Raw genomic sequence first — 19,071 nt, forward strand, 5'->3', positions numbered from 1 at the left:
TCCGGTGCGGAGGGGCTAGGCCTGAATCGGCCGCACGGTCAGGCTCTGGCTCATCACGCCGACCGGGCCTTCGGCGTCGTGCACCACGCTGTGGGTCACCCCCATGCCGGTGGGGCCGAAGCTGACCGAGGTGTCATAGCCGACCCAGCCGGCCTGCGGCATCCGCAGGAAGCTGATGGTCAGGTCCAGGTTCGGGAACGCCACCTGCGTCGGCTCAGCCCGCGGGGCCACCCCGTTGGCGGTGTCCAGCAGTCCGCAGAAGCGGGCAAAGTCGCTGACCTCTTCCTCGGCGACCAGGGGGTGCTCGGTGCGCAGCCAGGCCTGGGCCCGGCCTGCTCCCAGCGGCCGACGCCGGCCGTCCAGGGAGGCGATGAAGCCCCCGGGCCAGACCTCGGTGGCGCCCCAGGGCTGCATGGATTCCCGGTCAGCGATGGGCTCCAGCGTGGTCTCCTGCACGCTGGTGGTGTCGAACTGCGCCATCAGCCAGGCGCGCAGCCGTGCGGCGGGCCGGCCAGCGCTGCTCAGGGTGACCTCCACCAGCTGGACGGTGCGGCCGGAGCGCACAGTCTCGGCCTGCAGCGAGACTGCCCCGATCGGCAGGGTGCCCAGAATGTCGTAGGACAGCCGCGCCGGCTGGAGGCCGGGGGCCTCGGCCTGCCGGTGCTTCTCCAGCACGTGGGCCATCAGCCCCAGAGCCGGGGCGATGTGCTGCTCCTGGGTGTTCCACGCTCCCCCGGTGTGTTCGGTCGCCTTGTACTCCAGCTCGCCGGTCCTGACGAAGTAGCTCACTGACACCTCTGCTTTCTGGCTGATGGGACGGTCCGGACAGTCACATCAGCTGAGATTACGGCCTGCAGCTGCCGCGGCGCCACCAGCGGGCCGCCCCCTGCACTTCCCCGCGCCGAGTCCGCCTGCCTACAGTGTCACAGTGATTCCTTTCATCGGTGAGCTGCTCACCTCCGGATCCGCGGCGGCCATTCTGGCCGGTGTGCTGCTGCTGTTCGGCGGTGCGGTCTACGCGGTCTGCGGCACAGCCCTGGCGTTCATCGACACCCGGGAGCACCGGCTGCCGAACCGGATCATCTACCCGTGGGCCGGGATCACCTTCGGGGTGCTGATCCTGGTCTCCTTCCTGCTGACCGACCCGCACGGCCTGGGCCGCGCTGTCACCGCAGGACTGGGGTGGGGCCTGCTGTTCCTGCTGGTGCGGCTGATCCACCCTCCCTCGATCGGCATGGGGGACGCGAAGCTGGCTGTTGTGCTCGGGATGTACGCCGGGTTCCCCGGCTGGGACACCTTCGCGGTGGCTGTGGCGGCCTCCTTCCTGCTGGGCGGCGCGGTCTCTGTGGTGCTGCTGGTGGCAGGCCGGGCCGAGTCCACCAGCAGGATCGCCTTCGGGCCGTTTCTGATCCTCGGCACCGCGGTGGCCCTGAGCTTCTCCTGAGCCGCTCGGGCCAGACCGTAGGCTGGTGGGACCACCCGGACAGGAGGACCGCCGCATGCCCACCCCGGAATTCATCCTTCGGCTGCGCCGCGAGATCGGCCACAAGCCGCTGCTGCTTCCCGGAGTCACTGCCGTGGTGATCCGCCGCTGCGATGACGGCGGCACCGCGTTGGAGACTCCAGAAGTGCTGCTGGTGCGGCGGGCTGACAGCGGCGCCTGGAGTGTGACCTCCGGGATCCTGGAGCCCGGCGAGCAGCCTGGTGCCACCGCCGCCCGGGAGGTGCTGGAGGAGACCGGAGTCACCGCTGAGCCGGTGCGGGTGGCCGGGGTCAGCGATCACGGCCAGGTGATCTACCCCAACGGGGACGAGTGCTGGTTCACCGACATCACCTTTGAGATGCGCTATCTGAGCGGTGCGCCGCGGGTCGCCGACGACGAATCCACCGAGGTCGCCTGGTTCCGCGCCGATCGGCTGCCGGAGCCGTTCACCGAGCGGCACCGCGAACGCATCGATTGGGCCCTGGACGCCGGCGCCGCGGCCCGGTTCCGGTGATTGGAAGCTCCCGACGACGGCCGGGGCGCTTGGCTGCCGGCAGGATCAACCCTTGCGCCCGGAGGGCTCGTCGAACAGCAGCGGGGGCCGCCCCATGGTGTGGGCGGCCCCCGCTGCTGGCTTGGTTCCGGCTCAGCCGGGGTGGGTCATGGACATCACGTCCAGGGCGGAGTTGAGCTGCTCCTCGGTGAGCTCGCCGCGCTCCAGGTAGCCCAGCTCGATGACCGCGTCGCGGACGGTGAGCTTATTCTTCACCGCATGCTTGGCGATCTCAGCGGCCGCCTCATAGCCGATGTACTTGTTCAGCGGAGTCACCACCGAGGGCGAGGCTCCGGCCAGGAAGGCGCAGCGCTCCTCATTGGCCGTGAGTCCCTTGATCATCTTGTCGGCCATCACCCGGGAGATATTGGAGAGCAGACGCACCGACTCCAGCAGGTTCTGCGCCATGACGGGGATGCCCACGTTGAGCTCGAAGGCGCCGTTGGTGGATGACAGCGCCACAGTGGTGTCATTGCCGATCACCTGGGCACACACCTGGATGGCGGACTCGCAGATCACCGGGTTGACCTTGCCGGGCATGATGGAGGATCCCGGCTGCAGATCCGGGATGGCGATCTCGCCAAGTCCGGTGTTGGGGCCCGAGCCCATCCAGCGGAGGTCGTTGTTGATCTTCATCAGCGAGTACGCGATATTGCGCAGCTGCCCGGAGGCCTCCACCAGACCGTCCCGGTTGGCCTGAGCCTCGAAGTGGTCGCGGGCCTCGGTCAGCGGCAGCCCGGTGTCCTCGGCCAGGTGAGCGATGGCCTTCTCGGCGAAGCCCAGCGGAGTGTTGATTCCGGTTCCCACGGCGGTTCCGCCCAGCGGGACTTCCGCCACCCGCGGCAGCGAGGCGTCGATCCGCTCAATCCCGTAGCGCACCTGGGCGGCGTAGCCGGAGAACTCCTGCCCCAGGGTGACTGGGGTGGCGTCCATCAGGTGGGTGCGGCCGGACTTGACGACCTCGGCGAACTCTCCGGCCTTCTCCTCCAGAGCGGAGGCCAGGTAGTCCAGGGCCGGCTTGAGGTCGTTGATCAGCGCCCCGGTGGCCGCCACGTGCACCGAGGTGGGGAAGACGTCATTGGAGGACTGTGAGGCGTTGACGTGGTCGTTGGGGTGGACCTGGGTCTCAGCACCCTTCTCCTTGAGGAACTCGTTGGCCAGGGTGGCCAGCACCTCATTAGTGTTCATATTGGAGGAGGTGCCGGATCCGGTCTGGAAGACGTCCACCGGGAAATGCTCGTCGAACTGGCCGGTCTCCACCTTCTCCGCGGCGGAGACGATCGCTTCGGCAAGGTCTGTCTCGAGCACACCGAGCTCGGCATTGGCCTTGGCGGCTGCCTTCTTCACCTGCGCCAGCGCCCGGATGTGGGTCCGCTCCAAAGTCCGCCCGGAGATCGGGAAGTTCTCCACGGCGCGCTGGGTCTGTGCGCGGTAGAGCGCATGGGCAGGCACCTTCACCTCGCCCATAGTGTCTCGCTCAATACGGTATTGGGTCTCTGCTGCGGTGTTCTCGCTCATATGCCCATCCTATGGCAGTGGACTTGCCTGCCGCGAAGCCTGACGGCGGCGCGAATCAGGGTCAGTTCAGGGTGCTCTCAGGGCCAGCTGCCGGCGTCGTTGTCCGTAGCATGGTCTCTATGAGCGCGTCCGGCGATTCCTTCCGTGCCATCGGCAGCGACTTCACCGCGATGGTGAAGCGCACCTTCATCCCGGTGCTGCTGCCGCTGGCGGCCATGTGGGTGCTGTTCTTCGTCTCTCTGGCGCTGGGGAACTGGTTCAACCGTTCTCTGGCGCTGGAGGCACGCAGCCTCTCCGGCCTGGTGGGCATCGTCTTCATGCCGCTGCTGCACGGCAGCTTCGCCCATCTGCTGGCCAATACGATGTCCTGGCTGGTGCTGGGCGGGATGACCTCGCTGCTGACCCGCCGATTCACCTCCGTGATGGTGATGCTGTGGCTGCTCTCCGGCGCCGTGCTGTGGCTGATCGGCTCCCCCTGGGTCTGCCACGCGCCGCAGGGCGCCTCCTGTGTGGTCAACCACGTCGGGGCCTCCACTGTGGTCTATGGCTTCGCCGCGTTCATCGTGACCTACGCGATCCTGGCCCGCCGCTTCCTGGCCATGCTGTTCGGGGTCTTCGTGGCTTTCGTCTACGGACTCTCGATGCTGATCGGCATGCTGCCGATCACCCCAGGGGTCTCCTGGACCGGACACCTTTCGGGCGCGATCGCCGGGGTGGCGGTGGCCTTCATGCTCACCAAGGAGGCCCGCGCTCAGCGCGTGACGGGTGGACCGACCTCTGCCCAGCTGAGCCGGCCGCAGCAGCGGATGGGTCGTTCCCGCCGCCGGGGCAAGGACGACGACGGCGACGGTATGGAGATCGACTACTCCAAGTACCTCGACTGACAAGCACCTGGACTGATCAGTTCGAGGCCGCTCGCCAGTCCCGCTCCAATCCAGAACAAAGCCACTCGCTGTGCTTTGTTCTCACATCCGGCCCTGAAGCTGTCCTGTCTCCTCAACTCTCCTCGAGCAGCTCGGTGACCAGCGCCGCGATCCGGCTGCGTTCGGAGCGGGTCAGGGTCACGTGGCCGAAGAGCGGGTTGCCCTTGAGGATTTCCACCACAGCGGCGACTCCGTCATGCCGGCCGACTCGCAGATTGTCACGCTGGGCCACATCGTGAGTGAGCACAATCTTGGAGTTCTGCCCCATCCGGCTCATCACCGTCAGCAAAACGTTCTTCTCCAGGGACTGCGCCTCATCGACGATCACCCAGGCATCGTGCAGGGACCGGCCGCGGATGTGGGTCAGCGGCAGCACCTCCAGCAGCCCGCGGGCGACGACCTCCTCCAGCACGTTCTCGCTCACCAGCGCGCCCAGGGTGTCGAAGACGGCCTGGCCCCAGGGGTTCATCTTCTCCGCTTCAGTGCCGGGCAGGTAGCCCAGGTCCTGGCCCCCGACGGCGTAGAGCGGCCGGAAGACCACGATCTTCTTATGCTCACGTCGCTCCAGAACCGCCTCCAGGCCGGCGCACAGGGCCAGCGCCGATTTACCGGTCCCGGCGCGACCACCCATAGAGACGATGCCGATCTCGCGGTCGAGCAGCATATCGATGGCCAGGCGCTGCTCCGCGCTGCGGCCGTGCAGCCCGAAGATCTCCCGGTCTCCGCGCACCACCTGCACGTATTTCCGGCTGGTCGCATCGATCTTCACCCGGCCCAGGGCCGACCCCTGGCCGGAGGTGATCACCAGGCCGGTGTTGGTGGGAAAGTCCTGGGCCTCCTCCAGTTCGATCTGCTCGCCGTCGTAGAGCTCACTGACCTGCTCCTCAGTGGCGGTGACCTCGGCCAGTCCGGTCCAGCCGGAATCGGTCACCCACTCGTTGCGGTACTCATCGGCGTCCAGCCCCATGGCCGAGGCCTTCACCCGCATCGGCAGGTCCTTCGACACCACGGTGACATCGCGCCCTTCATCGGCGAAGCTCTTGGCCACTGCCAGGATGCGGGAGTCATTGTCGCCCTGGCGGAAACCGACCGGCAGCACCTGCTCGTTGATGTGATTGAGCTCTACCAGCAGGTGACCCCCGGCGTCGTTGAGGCTGATCGGCCGGTTCAGCGCCCCGTTGGTGGTGCGCAGCTCATCCAGCAACCGCAGGGCGGAGCGGGCGTAGTAGCCCAGCTCGGAGTCATGCCGCTTCTTCTCCAGTTCGGAGATCACCACAATCGGAATGACCACCTCATGCTCGGCGAACCGCAGCACAGCCTTCGGATCGGAGAGCAGCACGGAGGTGTCCAGCACATAGGTCTTCTGCGCCACAGCGGAGGCGACGGCGGATTCGAGGTCCTCAGCGGCGGCGGAGGTGTTCAGAGAGGCCACAGTATCTCCAGACCGGAGATCGTCCCGGGGCTGAATCAATGCAGAGCACCGCCGGCGAGTCGAAGTCTTCCCCTACCTCGACGGCGCCGTCGTCCTCCTCATCGACTGCAGCTGGAGACGAGTCTCCGCATCGATAGTCGGATGGTGGTCGGTCGGCCCTCAGCCACACACGCAGCCAGGGACCGTACCGGCCCCTTCTGCCGCCTGGCATAGAGTCTGGGCCTTCCGGTCAGTGTTCTGACAGTCACCAATCTAGGCACCGCGCGGCCGGAATCCGGGAAGAAACACCCAACCCTTCGTGACATCTGCGTAAACAATGCGTGACGCCGGCCTGCGCGCCGCCGGAGCGCATCTCCGGCGGCGCCGCCCCCTTGCCGAGTCCCACGGCCGGCCTGCGCGCGGCCGGAGCGCATCCGCCGCCGGCACCGGAACCTGCCGCATCGCGTGCCCGCGCCGCACTCAGCTGCCGAAGCGGCGCTGCCTGCGGGCGTAGTCGCGCAGCGCCCGGATGAAGTCCACGCGGCGGAAATCAGGCCAGAGCGCTTCGCAGAAGTAGAACTCTGAGTAGGCCGACTGCCACATCAGGAATCCGGAGAGCCGCTGCTCACCGGAGGTGCGGATGATCAGGTCCGGATCGGGCTGGCCGCGGGTGTAGAGCCACGAGGAGATCGACCCGGGGGTCAGCTCTTCGGCCACCTGCGTCAGCGTCTGTCCGCGCTGTTCGGCATCGAGCAGCAGGGCTTTGACGGCGTCGACAATCTCCTGGCGCCCTCCGTAGCCGACTGCGACGTTGACGTGCACTGCCGGCTCCTCGCGGCCGCGGACCACTTTGGCCGCAATCCGCCGGATCGAACCGGTGGCGGTGGAGACCGCCGAGGACGACGCCGGCTGGTCGCCGGCTTGGGACTGCGCGGTGCCGGAGCTGCCGTCGCAGTCGGGCCCTGCTGCCTGGCCGGAGTCGCTGGCGTCGTCGTCGGCCAAAGCGCGCAGCCTGGAGGCCAGCGCCTCCGGCAGCAGCTCCGGCTGGCCCACCGGGTGCACACGCACCCGCCCTCCCCCGGGCCGGGACTCAGCCAGCCGGTCCAGGGTGTCGCCGATGATCTCCATCAGCTGCTCCAGCTCCTGGGGCGAGCGGTTCATATTGTCGGTGGAGAGCATGTAGAGCGTCACCGTGGGGACCCCGAGTTCGGCGCACCAGCCGATGAACTCCACAATTTTGTCGGCACCGGCTAAGTGCCCGTCTGCGGTGGGAGTCCCGGCCAGTTTGGCCCAGCGCCGGTTGCCGTCGACCACCACGCCCACATGGCGCGGGATCCGGTCAGGGTGCAGATCCTCGATCAGCCGGCGCTCGTAGATGCCGTAGGCCAGGTTCTTCACCCGCGCTGGCAGCACCGTGCGGTCCTGCAGCCAGCTGTACCGGCGTACGCTGCGTTCCATCGCCTGCCCTTTCCACGGCGCTGCGGGGGTCGGAGTCCACTCTAAGTGACACCGGCTGAGTCGAGACTCACTCTCGAAGTTACCGACCAGTCACATATACTGGTTCTATGGATCATCCGGGCAGCCTCCCACCAGAGAGCCGTGAGCGTTCCGCGGCCGGAAGCGAGCAGCCCACCGGCGGCACCGCTGCGGCGGACCGACTCTTCGACAGTGACATCCCGCTCAAACCTCGGATGCGCGGATGGCTGCACGCCGGCATGGTGCCGCTGGCCCTGGCCGCCGGGATCGTGGTGGTCGCATTGGCCCCCGGGGCCACACTGAAGACGGCATCGGCGGTCTACGCAGTCACCGGCCTGCTGCTGTTCGCCGTCTCTGCCACCTACCATCTGGGGCGCTGGTCACCGCGGACCGCCCGCCTGCTCAAACGGCTGGACCACACCAATATTCTGCTGATCATCGCCGGGACGTACACGCCGCTGACGCTGGCGATGCTGCCGGAGCCGAAGGATCTGATTCTGCTGATCAGCGTGTGGGTCGGAGCTGTCGGCGGAGTGGCGTTCCGGCTGTTTTGGACCTACGCCCCGCGCTGGCTCTACACAATCTTCTACATTGTTCTGGGCCTGGCTGCGGTGGTCTTCCTCGGCGACTTCTTCGCCGCCGATGCCGCTGCGGCCGCACTCATCTGCCTGGGCGGGGTCGCCTACATCACCGGAGCAGTGTTCTACGCGATGAAGCGGCCGAACATCTCCCTGAACTGGTTCGGGTTCCACGAGCTGTTCCACGCCTGCACGCTGGTGGGTTTCCTCTGCCACTACGCAGCGATTCTGCTGGCCATTCTCTAAGGCGGATCAGCTCAGCGCCCGCAGTGCGGCCGGCAGCGACGACGACGGCGCCAGGCAGCGTGCCTGTCCCGCCTCATTGAGGCAGATGCTGACCTGCAGGGCTCGTCCCTCTGCCACCGCATCCTGGGCCACCGGCTCCACCGGGATGCCCAGCAGCGCGGCCTGGCGGCGCAGCGGGGGCAGGTCCGCCGGGGCCGCTGCGAGGACCCGGACAGCGGGAGAGCCGCGGACGATCCGGTGTGCGGCCAGCAGAGAGCCCCCGGCGGCCAGCGGCGCGCGCGGGGCGATGGTGGGCAGATGATGCAGCAGATCGGCGGCACGCACCCCGAGGGTGTGCCCGAGCGCTTCGGCGCGCTGCAGGGCTTGGGCAAGCGCTGCGATGCTGCTGGGCTCCGGCCCGTCCACTGGAGAGGCGTCGGAGGCGCCGTCCTGCGCGGCGCTGAGTGCCTGATCGTCGTCTGCGGCGTCGAGCACCCGCACCGACTCGGTGTCACCGGTCTCCCCCGGCGGCTCGCGGTGCACCAGCTCCGCCAGGATCCAGCGCAGCACGCTGAGGCCGCGTTCCTCCCAGCGGTGGCTGCCGGCTCCGGCTGAGGCCAGCGCGAAGCAGGCAGAGGCGGTGTGGGCATGGTCAGCCAGGGTGCCCGGCTTGCCGGAGGATGTTCCTGCGTAGGAGGTGCGGGCGATCCAGACGCGTGGTTCCGCCTCACCGGAGGACTCCTGGTGGGCGTGGATCTCCCAGAGCCGGGCTGCGATCTGCTCGGCGAAGTCCAGAACCTCGGGGTCCTCCCAGATGCTGGAGGCCAGGGCCGCAGATTCCACTGCCTTTGCGTTCCAGGCCGCCACCACTTTGGCATCGCGGCTGGACTGCCGGCGCTGTGCGCGGATGCTGAGCAGCTGCGGCAGCACAGCCTCCCAGAGCTGGCGCTGCTGGTCATCCAGGGGCTGGTCGAAGTGCAGGGTGCGCGGCGTGTGCTCGGTGATGTGGAGGGGCTCACCGGAGCGAAGGGCGTGCTCATCGGCGGGGACACCGCTGTTCAGAGTGATCAGCTGATCAGCCTGCTCGGCGGAGAGCCCGGCATCGGCTGCCACCTTCCGCAGTTGCTCGTCGCTGAAGAGATAGGTGGCGCCCTCGGCGTGATTGCCCTCCTCGTCGACGGTGTCCGCGTCCAGGCTGGAGGCCAGCAGCCCCTCCTCGGTGAGCATGCGGGCACGCAGCCAGCCGATGGTCTGCCGTGCGGTGCATTCGGCATCGTGGCGCTGCCGCTCATCAGCGGCTGGGTGAGCTGAGGCTCGGGCGTAGCTGCCCAGCAGCTGGGCGTTGTCGTAGAGCATCTTCTCAAAGTGCGGCAGCGACCAGGCCCGGTCGGTGGCGTAGCGGGCGAAGCCGCCCTCCACCTGGTCGAACAGCGCTGAGCGCGCCATGGCCTCCATCGTGTGCAAGGCCAGACCGCCGGCGCGGTCGTGGTCCTGAGCCTGGGGCTCATCCCGCTCGGGCACCCAGGCCGCCTCCTCCAGAAGCCAGCCCAGCAGCGGAGAGGGCGGGAACTTCGGTGCGGCGCCGAAGCCGCCGTGCACCGGATCTTCCTGCTCCACAAGAGCCGCCAGCGCGTCCCGGCTGATGGCTGTATAGGCCTGCGCGTCCAGAGTCCACCCGCCGCCGTCGTCGTCGGTATGGACCACGGTGGCCAGCTGTCCCTGGCGCCGTCGCTGCTCCCCCAGGGCCTGTGCAATCTGCTGAGCTTGGTCCTCCACCTGCTCGCGGCGCTGGGTCCAGGCCTCCCACACCGCCTGGCAGACCTCCCTGAAGGATGGAATCCTTCCCATTCGCTGCGGCGGGAAGTAGGTGCCGGCGTGGAAGACCCGGCCGGCGGGGGTGGTGAACACGCTCATCGGCCACCCGCCTTGGCCGGTCATCGCCTGGGTGGCGGCCATATAGGCGTCGTCGACCTCGGGATGCTCCTCACGGTCGACCTTGATGCACACAAAGTGCTCATTGAGCACCGCTGCGACAGTCTCATCCTCGAAGGATTCGTGAGCCATCACATGGCACCAGTGGCAGGCGGCGTAGCCGATGGAGACGAAGACCGGCACGTCCCTGCGGGCGGCCTCGGCGAAGGCCTCCGAGCTCCAGCGGCGCCAGTGCACCGGGTTTTCGGCGTGCTGGCGGAGGTACTGGGACTGTGCATCGGAGAGCTCATTGCCCATGGTCACCACGCTACCGCGCCACGCAAGGGGCGGCACCTGGATACCGATGGCGGCACACAGCCTCCCGAAGCTGCTCCGCCCGCCCACGGGGTTCGGAATCCCAGGCGGCAACACACCCCCAGGGGGGAAGGCGACGACGCGCTCACGAGGCGAGTCTGACGCATTGCGTAATACACGGAATCTGTGGAGCTCGGGCCGGGTTAGCCTTCCTCGTCACCTCTGATCACCTGTGAAACGGAGAGCCATGTCCGCGCAGAAGCAGACACTTGAAGAATCCTCGTCCTCGCCGCGCCGCCGGCTGCCGGTCTGGGCCACGTCCTTCGGCAACCAGATCCTCGCTGCACTGGTGCTTGGCCTGCTGGTGGGCCTCGCGGCCCGCGCCCTGGACCGCGGAGCCGAAGAGCCCAGCTGGCTGACCGCCACGGTCACCGAGATCGGCGATGTGTATGTTGCGCTGCTGCGCGCTGCAGTGGTGCCCCTGGTCTTTGCTGCGGTGGTGACCTCCATTGCGCAGCTGCGTCATGTGACCAATGCGGCGCGGCTGGCCGGCCAGACCCTGGTGTGGTTCGCGATCACAGCATTCATCTCGGTGCTGATCGGACTTGTGATCGGTCTGATCGGGCAGCCGGGCGTGCACACCGGCGTCACCGAGGACGCTGCCGCCGAACCGGGCCGCACGGGATCCTGGCTGGGCTTCCTTGAATCGATGGTGCCGGCCAACTTCCTGGGACTGACGGCCAACTCCTCGGTCGACGCCGAGGGGGCGGTCACGACCGGCCTGACCTTCAACGTGCTGCAGATCCTGGTGATCTCGATCGTGGTGGGTATTGCCGCCATGCGGGTGGGGTCCAAGGCCGAGCCGTTCCTGAACTTCACCTCTTCTCTGCTGGCGGTTATCCAGAAACTGCTGTGGTGGATCATCCGGCTGGCTCCTGTCGGCACGCTGGCGCTGATCGCCAAGGCAGTGGCCAGCTATGGATGGGATGCACTGACCTCGCTGGGCACCTTTGTGCTGTGCGTCTACATCGGCCTGGTGCTGGTGTTCGCCATCGTCTACCCCGCTCTGGTGCGGGCGAATGGACTGTCCATCCGGCAGTACTTCTCCGGCGTCTGGCCGGCGGTGCAGCTGGGCTTTGTCTCTCGGTCCTCGATGGGCACACTGCCGCTGACCCAGTTCGTCACCGAACGGAATCTGGGTGTGCCACGCTCCTATGCCTCCTTCGCTGTGCCCCTGGGTGCGGTGACCAAGATGGACGGCTGCGCGGCCATCTACCCAGCGATCGCCGCAACGTTCGTCGCCCAGTTCTTCGGCATCGACCTGGGTCTGACCGACTACCTGCTCATCGTGTTCGTCTCGGTCATCGGCTCAGCAGCCACCGCGGGGACCACCGGCGCCACCGTAATGCTTACCCTGACGCTCTCCACCCTGGGCCTGCCGCTGGAGGGGGTCGGCCTGCTGCTGGCCATCGATCCGATTGTGGACATGGGGCGCACCGCGCTCAATGTGGCCGGGCAGGCTCTGGTTCCGACGATCGTGGCCAAGCGCGAGGGCATCATGAGCATGGAGCGCTACTCGGCCGCTCGCAAGGGAGTGCCCTTCGACCTGGAGGACGATGAGCCTGAAGCGGTCCGCCAGGAGGATTCCAAGTCGGCCGGCCCCACCGGTTAGGGCACTTCCCCGTGAGGTTGTGAGCGCGGGCTGATGACGCCCTCCCCCTCCTCCCCCGTCGAGTGGCGGATCTACTGCGGCAAATCGGCAGAATTCTCGCAGCAGCCGCAATAGATCCGCCACTCAATGCCGGGCGCGAGGCTCCACAGGCTGCCGGCCGGCTGCGAGCGCGGGACAGAATCCTCAGCCGATCAGACCCCGGGTGCGCAGCAGCTGGCCCACGATCGCAGCTGCGGTGCGAAACTGTGTGCGCCAGTGCTCCCGATGGAAGTGCAGGATCTCCCACCCGTGGGCTCGGAAGACGTTGTCGCGCTCCTGGTCGCGCCGGTGCTGCTCCGGCGAGTAGTGCGTGGCTCCCTCATACTGCAGGGCAATCTTCCACTCCGGGTAGCCGAGGTCCGCAGCCGGCGAGAGCGGCGACGTCGGGATGGCGGGCACCTGCAGCTGAGGCTCGGGCAGTCCGGCATCGACGATCGCCAGACGCAGCAGGGTCTCGGCCGGTGAGTCGGCTCCCACCCGGATATCAGCCAGGGCGGCCAGGGCTGTGCGCCGTCCGCGTACTCGTCGGGTAGCCGTCACCACCTCGGCGAGCTCTTCAAGGGTGGCCCACGGCTCTGTCCGCTGCTCATACTCCGGGTAGGGCCGGCGCACCAGTTGGTCCCCCAGAATCACCAGGTCCCGGTGCGTGCAGGCTTCTGCCAGCTCCAGCCAGTTGCGTGCCGCTGAGCTGATGGCCGCTCCCTCCCGGGTGACCACGTCCTTCTGCCGCACGGCCCGCCGATGCCCCACTACGCCGTTGCGCTGGATGCGAGTGCCCGGACTCGGCGGCTGACTCAGGTGGACCCTGCGCTCAGCTGCAAGCCGCCGCGGCAGCACCAGACCCCGCATCTGGGCCGCGGTGGAGTCGGAGATCCACACCTGGGGCATCTCGGCGGCCAGGGCCCGGGCAATGAGGTGGTGCCGCCGTTCCGGGGGCGTGCGCTCCACCAGCTCAGCCGAGGCGTGGACTCCCCCGCCGAGCTGCACGACGTCGTCATAGGTCAACCGCCGCGCGTCCACCCCGCAGCGGTGGGCGCCGGCCAAGGTGAACGGCGCACTCTGAAGCGCCTCAGGCAGGGGTCGACGGCGTGACTGCGGCATGTGGCCAGTCTCGCCCGAATGCGCGAAGTCCGCTGGCGATTTCCACAGCCCTCATCGAGTGGCCGATCTACTACCGCTCAGGGCGCTTAGCGCCCGATCATCGGTAGTGAATCGGCCACTCAACGCGGTGGGCGGGCCCCGGGGGCTCAACGCGGTGGGCGGGCCGCCATCGGCTCAGCGGGTGGGGCCGGTGAGCTCAAGCCGTGGGATGCCCGGCGGCTCGAAGCCGAAGATCTGGCCGAAGAAGCTCAGCGAGGCCTCCATACTGGCAATGATGTTCTCAGCCTTGCGAAAGCCGTGCTGCTCCCCTTCGAACAGCAGGTAGGCGTGCGGAATGCCTTTGGCCAGCATCGCGTCCCGGAAGGCTTCGGCCTGATTCGGTGGCACAATCGGGTCCTCGTCGCCCTGCAGCAGCAGCACGGGGCAGTTCAGCGAGTCCACGTGATTCAGCGGCGCTCGCTGCCGGTAGATCTCCGCGTCCTCCGGGTACCGGCCGATCAGCTGGTCCAAGTAGCGGGATTCGAAGTCATGGGTGTCCTGCGCCAGCGCCACAGCGTCTGCCACGCCGAAGCTGGAGACCCCGGCGTGGAACGTATCGGTTCGGGTCAAGCAGGCCAGAGTCGTCCACCCTCCGGCCGAGCCGCCTTCGATGCCCAGCCGCTGCGGATCGGCTACCCCGGTCTCCACCAGGTGGCGCATCACCGTCACCGTGTCCTGCACGTCGACCACGCCCCACTGCCCAGCCAACCGGTCGCGGTAGGCCCGACCGAAGCCGGTGGACCCGCCGTAGTTGATGTCCACCACCCCGATGCCCCGGCTGGTGTAGTAGGCGATGCCCAGGGACAGTCCCACCGGTGCCTTCGCCGTGGGCCTGCCGTGAACATGCGCCACAAAGGGCGGCAGCTCCCCCTCCGGAGCAGTGCAGTCGGCGTTGCGCGGACGGTAGAGCACCGCATGGACGGGTTGGCCATCATCACCGGTGACTGTGATCGGTTCGGGCACTGGCAGCACGGCGGGATCCGGGGAGTCCGAACGCGAGGACCGGATGGTGCGCGGCCTGCTGGAAGAGACTGTCGCTTCTCCCGGGTGCACCGAGATAGTGCTGATCGCGGCGAAGGATTCGGGGGTAGTTCCCAGCAGAGCCACCAGTCCGTCCCCGCGGGGCACGGCTGCGGAGATCGCAGTGTGCGGCAGATCCAGCGGCGTCACGCCTCCGGCCTCCAGGTCAAGCACCCCCAGGGCATCGGTGGCCTGCCCGTGGATGGTCAGCGCAGTGTCACCGTCGAGGAGGCTCAGCCAGCTGGCCCCCAGCTGCCACAGCGGACCGGCGTACTCCTGTTCGTCGGCCAGCAGCTGCTGCGGCGCTGCGCCGATCCTCAGCCTCCAGGGATTCCACCACCCGCTGCGGTCGCTGATGTAGACCAGCTCCTGGTCAGAGCGCCATTCAGGGTTGAGTACCGAGGTGGAAGCATCGCCGTCCACTACGGATTCCTCGACGACGACGCCGTCACGCACCTGACCGATGTGCAGCTGGGTTCCGTCCCAGGGCATTTGGGGATGCTCCCAGCTGATCCAGGCCAGCTGCGTGCCTCCGGGTGAGAGGCGGGGGTGGGCGAGGAACCGGGAGGAGGCTGTGACGCGCCGCAGAGCTGTGGGGTCCTCGGCTGCGCTGCCGTCGAGCGGGACTGAGGCGATGAATCGTTCGATCTCGGGGGCGCCGTCGTCCCCAGTCCGGTCGTGGTGCTGCTCGCAGATCCACCACACCTCGCGGCCGCCGTCGGCGAGCCTCACGGCGGAGGGCTCGGCGAACCGCACGGATGGGCCGTGGGCGCTGGGAACCTCCGGTCCCTCGGGGCTGATCGGGACAGGGTCCTCACCCTCGCGGAAGGCGTAGATGCGCTGGTCGTCGAAGTGGACGAAGAGAATCAGCGGTGCGCCGTCGTCGAGCTCGAGGGCGGTCCAGCTGGAGCCGCCGTACTCGTGGACCCGGGAGCGGGCGTTGAAGGGAGCGGGAAGGACGGTGACGGTCTGGGGCGATTCGGTCTGGGCTGTGACGGCCTCAGCTGTGCGCACAATGGTCTGCCGGCCGCACTCTGCGGCGAGCGCCTCGGTCCACCAGAGCTGCTCGCCGACCCACTGGGGGCTGCCCAGGCGGTTGCCGCCGACTGCCAGCTGTTCAGCAGTGATGGGCGAGGGCCAGGTGCCGTACGGAAGCGTGTGCGTCATCACTTCAGTCTAGTGACTGACGACGACGCCTGGCAGCCCGCGGGCATAGACTCCGAGCATGACTCAGCAGGCCCCGCACACTGTGAACAGCCTCGTCCGCGATCTGCAGGCATTGGGCCTGGCAGAGGGTGATGTGGTCATGGTGCACTCATCAATGCGCAGCCTGGGGTTCGTCGCCGGCGGTGCGCAGGCGGTGGTCATGGCGCTGCTGCAGGTGCTCGGGCCGGCAGGCACTCTGGTGGTGCCCACGCACGATCCGGAGAACTCAGACCCCGCAGGCTGGTGCAATCCGCCTGTGCCCGAATCCTGGTGGGAGACCATCCGCAGGAACCGGCCCGGGTTCGATCCGGCGACCACCCCGAGCAGGTGGATGGGCGTAATCGCCGAGTGCGTCCGCACCTGGCCCGGCAGCCGCCGCAGCGGGCATCCGCAGGTCTCGGTGGCTGCCGTGGGCCGGGAGGCTGCGACCATCACGTCCGAGCACCCCTTGGACGACCCGCATGGTGAGCGCTCACCGCTGGCCAAGATCTGGGCGGCCGGCGGCAAGGTCCTGCTGCTGGGCTGCGGCCACAGCTCCAATACCTCCCTGCATCTGGCAGAGACCCGGCAGCCGCAGGCTCCCACCACTGTCACCGGAGCCGCTGTACGCAGTCCCGACGGCGGCTCCAGATGGGCCAGCTGGGAGCAGATCGTCGCTGACGAGAGCGACTTCCACACGCTGGGCAAGGCATTCGAGGCGACCGGAATGGTGAGACGCGGCCGCATCGGCGAAGCTGCGGCCCGGCTGATGGATCAGCGGGAACTGGTCGATTTTGCGACCGGCTGGCTGGCCGCGCACCGTGGGCCGGGGCAGCAGTGAGGGTCGCTGCTAGGGGCGTTCCGCGTCCGGCTCGGCATCGGCTGCCGGGTCGGCAGCGGTTCCGAAGCGGGCCTGGGCTGCGGCCGTGCGGGCGCGCTGCTGGGCCTCGGAGATTCCGGCCGGGCTGATCCGGCTGTGCTGAACCTCGTGGGGGAACTCCGGCTCCTCGCCGGAACGCTCGGCCTGCACCTGATCGTGGTACTTCATCCGGCGCATCCGCTTGACCATATCGCGCACCACCAGGATGGCCAGGCCCACCATCAGCGCGGTGAACAGGAAGCCAGCGATCCCTGGGGTTATATCGGCCTCGGTGAGCCCGGGACGCAGGTCCGGGGCCTCACCGCCGCCACCGCCGCCGCCTGGCCACCAGTTGGTCAGCGCGGGGGTCATAGCCGGGATCGAAGTGTGCACACCCCTATTCTACGCCCTGTGGAGGCACCGGCCTATCGCACGCGGGGTCGATTCCCGAGGACTCGACCGTGAGGCATCGCGCCGCAGGGTTCAGGACTGCTCACGCAGTCCGGCGAAGAGGTCGTACTCCGGCAGCTCGGTCTCCACTGCAGATTCCACCAGCACGAAGTCGTCATAGGGCCACACCTCGCGCAGAAAGTCGTTGGGAGTGGCGAAGAAGAAGCCCTCCGGATCCACCTGGGTGCGGTGGGCCCGCAGCGCGGCGTCGCGCTTCTCCAGATAGTCCCCCACCGGGACCTTGGTGGTGACCTCGTGGGTGGTCAGCCAGTCGGGCCGGTCGCCCTTCTCATAGCGCAGCAGCCGCTCTTCGTAGGGGGACTCGATGCCGGCTTCCACCAGGGCCTCGTGCAGCGCGCGCAGCCGGCCAGGATTGAAGGCGCGGTCGTAGTAGAGCTTCTGCGGGGCCCACGGCTGGCCGCAGTCGGGATAGCGCTGCGGGTCTCCGGCGGCGTGGTAGGCCTCCACAGAGATCCGGTGGCTCATGATGTGGTCCGGGTGCGGATAGCCGCCGGATTCGTCGTAGCAGGTGATCACATGCGGCCGGAACCGGCGGATGAGCCGCACCAGCGGAGCGGCGGCCTGCTCAAGCGGCAGCGCCGCGAAGCACCCGAAGGGCAGCGGCGGCGTCGGGTCGCCCTCCGGCAGCCCAGAATCGGTGAAGCCGAGCCAGACGTGCTGCACCCCCAAGGCTTCAGCGGCCCGGCGCATCTCTTCGCGCCGCACGCCGGGCAGGTCCCGGTGGCACTGATGGATCTCTGCAGCGGCGGGGTTCAGCAGGTCTCCGAGTTCGCCTCCGGTGGCCGTGGCGACCATCACCTCGGCCCCGGCGTCCGCGTAGGCGGCCATCATCGCCGCCCCCTTGGAGGATTCATCGTCGGGGTGGGCGTGGACCGCCAGCAGCCTCAGACCGGTGGAGTCCGGCAGGCCCTGCGGCTGCTGGGGCGCCCGGCTCTGCAGCTCATCGGCAGCGGTCTCCGCCCGCGGGTCCCCGCTGGGCACTGAGCCGACCGTCGCAGATCCGTCAAAGAGGGTGGTGTCAGACATGAACACCTAGAATAGTCGGTGATGGCCTCACCCGATTCCCCCACCTCGACTGAGCGCGACTCGCCGCTGGCTCAGCGCTACGGGACCCCGCGTCGCCGCCTCTCACCGGCTGGGCAGAAGTGGGCCGTCATTGCCGCGCTGGGAGCAGCGCTGGCCGCCGCCGTGTGGTTCACCATAAGCTTGGGCGTCGGCCAGGTGGAGTACAAGGACGTCGGCTACACCATCGAGTCCGATACCCGCGCCTCAGTGGACTATGAGGTGACCAAAGACTTCGACGCCACCGTGCAGTGCATGCTGCACGTGCTGGATGATTCCTACGCGATCGTCGGGGCCCGGATCGTCACCATCGGTCCGCATGAAGGCTCCACCGCCGACGAACGCAGCCAGTACTTCCGGAGCGAGCTGCGCACCGAGCACCGCGGGGTTACCGGGATCGTCGACTCCTGCTGGGAACTGGACTGAGCGGCTGACCCGCGGCACAGGGATGAGACCCTGTTCACAGTGGGCATAACCCGCCGGAATCGTTGAGTTTCCCGCCGAGAACGCACTAGCATGTTGCCACACGCAACGAACCCCGCCAGGGACTCCCCGGCGGGGTCTCTGTTTACGGCCGGCCCACTCGGCACTATTGGGGCTGCTAGCCCCTGACGCCCCGTGGCCGGCCTGAGCACTTTGAAGGAGAAGACATCGTGTCAACGAACACCACCGACGTCGACGAGAACGCCCAGTGGCTGAGCCAAGAGGCCTATGACCGCCTCTCGGCCGAGTTGGAGCATCTCAAGGGGCCCGGCCGCCAGGAGATCGTTGACCGTATTGCCGCCGCCCGCGACGAGGGCGATCTGAAGGAGAACGGCGGCTACCACGCGGCCAAGGAGGAGCAGGGCAAGGCCGAGGCCCGCATCGCCTACCTGTCCAATCTGCTGGAGAACGCGCAGGTCGGCGAGGCGCCGAAGGGCGACGGCACCGTTCGTCCCGGCATGCTGGTGCGCGCCGTGGTCGCCGGCCGGGAGATGGAGTTCCTCTTCGGCAACCGTGAGATCGCCGGGGACACGGACCTTTCGGTCTACTCCGACGCCTCCCCCATGGGCGAAGCGATCAGCGGCGCCGCAGAGGGCGACAAGGTCAGCTACAAGGCCCCCAACGGCAGCGATATTGAGGTGGAGATCCTCTCCGCCGAGCCCTACACCGGCTGAAGCTCAGCTGGTGACGGAAGGAGGCCGGCCCCAGCGGTGAGCAGATGCGCTGCTGGGCGCAGCCTTCGGCCTC

17 protein-coding genes are annotated in these 19,071 nt (G+C 68.0%); 8 read left to right on the forward strand and 9 right to left on the reverse strand.

Annotation, left to right across the window (positions count from 1 at the left end; translation table 11 throughout):
* Positions 1-15 precede the first annotated feature (15 nt).
* Positions 16-789: a thioesterase family protein gene (locus Q1K09_RS00420; protein ID WP_300342265.1), complete on the reverse strand. Its 774-nt coding sequence runs from the start codon at positions 787-789 to the stop codon at positions 16-18.
* A gap of 139 nt (positions 790-928) precedes the next feature.
* Between Q1K09_RS00420 and Q1K09_RS00425 the strand changes: the two genes are divergently transcribed.
* Both Q1K09_RS00425 and Q1K09_RS00430 read left to right on the forward strand, forming a co-directional pair.
* Entirely contained in the window at positions 929-1,444 is a 516-nt protein-coding gene (locus tag Q1K09_RS00425) for a prepilin peptidase (protein ID WP_300342267.1), read from the forward strand.
* 55 nt (positions 1,445-1,499) lie between these two features.
* The gene (locus tag Q1K09_RS00430; RefSeq protein WP_300342268.1) at positions 1,500-1,997 is read left to right on the forward strand and encodes an NUDIX domain-containing protein; all 498 of its coding nucleotides are present in this window, start codon (positions 1,500-1,502) and stop codon (positions 1,995-1,997) included.
* Between the two features lie 132 nt (positions 1,998-2,129).
* Here the strand turns inward: Q1K09_RS00430 and Q1K09_RS00435 are convergent, their stop codons facing one another.
* Positions 2,130-3,554 carry a class II fumarate hydratase gene (locus tag Q1K09_RS00435; RefSeq protein ID WP_300342269.1) on the reverse strand — a complete coding sequence of 475 codons (1,425 nt, stop codon included), beginning with the start codon at positions 3,552-3,554 and terminating at the stop codon, positions 2,130-2,132.
* Positions 3,555-3,673: 119 nt separating this feature from the next.
* Here Q1K09_RS00435 and Q1K09_RS00440 point away from each other — a divergent pair, with 119 nt between their 5' ends.
* Positions 3,674-4,438 (forward strand): rhomboid family intramembrane serine protease, encoded by a 765-nt coding sequence (locus tag Q1K09_RS00440; RefSeq protein ID WP_300342271.1) that lies wholly within the window; start codon positions 3,674-3,676, stop codon positions 4,436-4,438.
* 112 nt (positions 4,439-4,550) lie between these two features.
* On the opposite strand, the gene Q1K09_RS00445 is transcribed toward Q1K09_RS00440, so the two are convergent.
* Positions 4,551-5,849: a PhoH family protein gene (locus Q1K09_RS00445; RefSeq protein ID WP_300342400.1), complete on the reverse strand. Its 1,299-nt coding sequence runs from the start codon at positions 5,847-5,849 to the stop codon at positions 4,551-4,553.
* Between the two features lie 519 nt (positions 5,850-6,368).
* On the reverse strand, positions 6,369-7,346 hold the full coding sequence (uppS, locus tag Q1K09_RS00450) for a polyprenyl diphosphate synthase (RefSeq protein ID WP_300342273.1): 978 nt from the start codon (positions 7,344-7,346) through the stop codon (positions 6,369-6,371).
* Between the two features lie 233 nt (positions 7,347-7,579).
* Between uppS and Q1K09_RS00455 the strand changes: the two genes are divergently transcribed.
* Positions 7,580-8,188 (forward strand): hemolysin III family protein, encoded by a 609-nt coding sequence (locus Q1K09_RS00455; RefSeq protein ID WP_300342401.1) that lies wholly within the window; start codon positions 7,580-7,582, stop codon positions 8,186-8,188.
* Positions 8,189-8,194: 6 nt separating this feature from the next.
* Here the strand turns inward: Q1K09_RS00455 and Q1K09_RS00460 are convergent, their stop codons facing one another.
* Positions 8,195-10,396 (reverse strand): DUF255 domain-containing protein, encoded by a 2,202-nt coding sequence (locus Q1K09_RS00460; RefSeq protein ID WP_300342275.1) that lies wholly within the window; start codon positions 10,394-10,396, stop codon positions 8,195-8,197.
* A 244-nt stretch (positions 10,397-10,640) separates the two neighbouring features.
* Between Q1K09_RS00460 and Q1K09_RS00465 the strand changes: the two genes are divergently transcribed.
* The gene (locus tag Q1K09_RS00465) at positions 10,641-12,065 is read left to right on the forward strand and encodes a dicarboxylate/amino acid:cation symporter (protein WP_300342277.1); all 1,425 of its coding nucleotides are present in this window, start codon (positions 10,641-10,643) and stop codon (positions 12,063-12,065) included.
* Between the two features lie 183 nt (positions 12,066-12,248).
* Here Q1K09_RS00465 and Q1K09_RS00470 read toward each other — a convergent pair whose 3' ends face one another.
* Positions 12,249-13,205, reverse strand: a complete 957-nt coding sequence (locus Q1K09_RS00470; RefSeq protein ID WP_300342279.1) for a hypothetical protein — start codon at positions 13,203-13,205, stop codon at positions 12,249-12,251.
* Positions 13,206-13,379: 174 nt separating this feature from the next.
* Positions 13,380-15,431, reverse strand: a complete 2,052-nt coding sequence (locus tag Q1K09_RS00475; RefSeq protein WP_300342280.1) for a prolyl oligopeptidase family serine peptidase — start codon at positions 15,429-15,431, stop codon at positions 13,380-13,382.
* 58 nt (positions 15,432-15,489) lie between these two features.
* On the opposite strand from Q1K09_RS00475, the gene Q1K09_RS00480 reads away from it, so the two are divergent.
* A complete protein-coding gene (locus tag Q1K09_RS00480; protein WP_300342281.1) occupies positions 15,490-16,290 on the forward strand; it encodes an aminoglycoside N(3)-acetyltransferase in 801 nt (266 codons plus the stop codon).
* 9 nt (positions 16,291-16,299) lie between these two features.
* Here the strand turns inward: Q1K09_RS00480 and Q1K09_RS00485 are convergent, their stop codons facing one another.
* Both Q1K09_RS00485 and mca read right to left on the reverse strand, forming a co-directional pair.
* Positions 16,300-16,701, reverse strand: a complete 402-nt coding sequence (locus tag Q1K09_RS00485) for a hypothetical protein (RefSeq protein ID WP_300342282.1) — start codon at positions 16,699-16,701, stop codon at positions 16,300-16,302.
* A 90-nt stretch (positions 16,702-16,791) separates the two neighbouring features.
* Complete coding sequence (gene mca / locus Q1K09_RS00490) at positions 16,792-17,805, reverse strand: mycothiol conjugate amidase Mca (protein ID WP_300342284.1); 1,014 nt, start codon at positions 17,803-17,805, stop codon at positions 16,792-16,794.
* 21 nt (positions 17,806-17,826) lie between these two features.
* Between mca and Q1K09_RS00495 the strand changes: the two genes are divergently transcribed.
* Together Q1K09_RS00495 and greA are read left to right on the forward strand one after the other, a co-directional pair.
* Positions 17,827-18,267 (forward strand): DUF4307 domain-containing protein, encoded by a 441-nt coding sequence (locus tag Q1K09_RS00495; RefSeq protein WP_300342286.1) that lies wholly within the window; start codon positions 17,827-17,829, stop codon positions 18,265-18,267.
* Positions 18,268-18,494: 227 nt separating this feature from the next.
* Positions 18,495-18,998: a transcription elongation factor GreA gene (gene greA, locus Q1K09_RS00500; protein WP_300342288.1), complete on the forward strand. Its 504-nt coding sequence runs from the start codon at positions 18,495-18,497 to the stop codon at positions 18,996-18,998.
* Positions 18,999-19,071 lie beyond the last annotated feature (73 nt).

It is taken from the genome of Nesterenkonia sp. (genome assembly GCF_029265375.1).
GTDB lineage: Bacteria > Actinomycetota > Actinomycetes > Actinomycetales > Micrococcaceae > Nesterenkonia.

What these genes read in the sequence shown, in the direction of transcription:
- uppS (WP_300342273.1), bottom strand. Translation starts at nt 7,346, where the DNA reads ATGGAACGCAGCGTACGCCGGTACAGCTGGCTGCAGGACCGCACGGTG.
- Q1K09_RS00460 (WP_300342275.1), bottom strand. Translation starts at nt 10,396, where the DNA reads ATGGGCAATGAGCTCTCCGATGCACAGTCCCAGTACCTCCGCCAGCAC.
- Q1K09_RS00470 (WP_300342279.1), bottom strand. Translation starts at nt 13,205, where the DNA reads ATGCCGCAGTCACGCCGTCGACCCCTGCCTGAGGCGCTTCAGAGTGCG.
- Q1K09_RS00455 (WP_300342401.1), top strand. Translation starts at nt 7,580, where the DNA reads ATGCGCGGATGGCTGCACGCCGGCATGGTGCCGCTGGCCCTGGCCGCC.
- Q1K09_RS00475 (WP_300342280.1), bottom strand. Translation starts at nt 15,431, where the DNA reads ATGACGCACACGCTTCCGTACGGCACCTGGCCCTCGCCCATCACTGCT.
- Q1K09_RS00480 (WP_300342281.1), top strand. Translation starts at nt 15,490, where the DNA reads ATGACTCAGCAGGCCCCGCACACTGTGAACAGCCTCGTCCGCGATCTG.
- Q1K09_RS00440 (WP_300342271.1), top strand. Translation starts at nt 3,674, where the DNA reads ATGAGCGCGTCCGGCGATTCCTTCCGTGCCATCGGCAGCGACTTCACC.
- Q1K09_RS00430 (WP_300342268.1), top strand. Translation starts at nt 1,500, where the DNA reads ATGCCCACCCCGGAATTCATCCTTCGGCTGCGCCGCGAGATCGGCCAC.
- Q1K09_RS00465 (WP_300342277.1), top strand. Translation starts at nt 10,641, where the DNA reads ATGTCCGCGCAGAAGCAGACACTTGAAGAATCCTCGTCCTCGCCGCGC.
- Q1K09_RS00435 (WP_300342269.1), bottom strand. Translation starts at nt 3,554, where the DNA reads ATGAGCGAGAACACCGCAGCAGAGACCCAATACCGTATTGAGCGAGAC.
- Q1K09_RS00495 (WP_300342286.1), top strand. Translation starts at nt 17,827, where the DNA reads ATGGCCTCACCCGATTCCCCCACCTCGACTGAGCGCGACTCGCCGCTG.
- mca (WP_300342284.1), bottom strand. Translation starts at nt 17,805, where the DNA reads ATGTCTGACACCACCCTCTTTGACGGATCTGCGACGGTCGGCTCAGTG.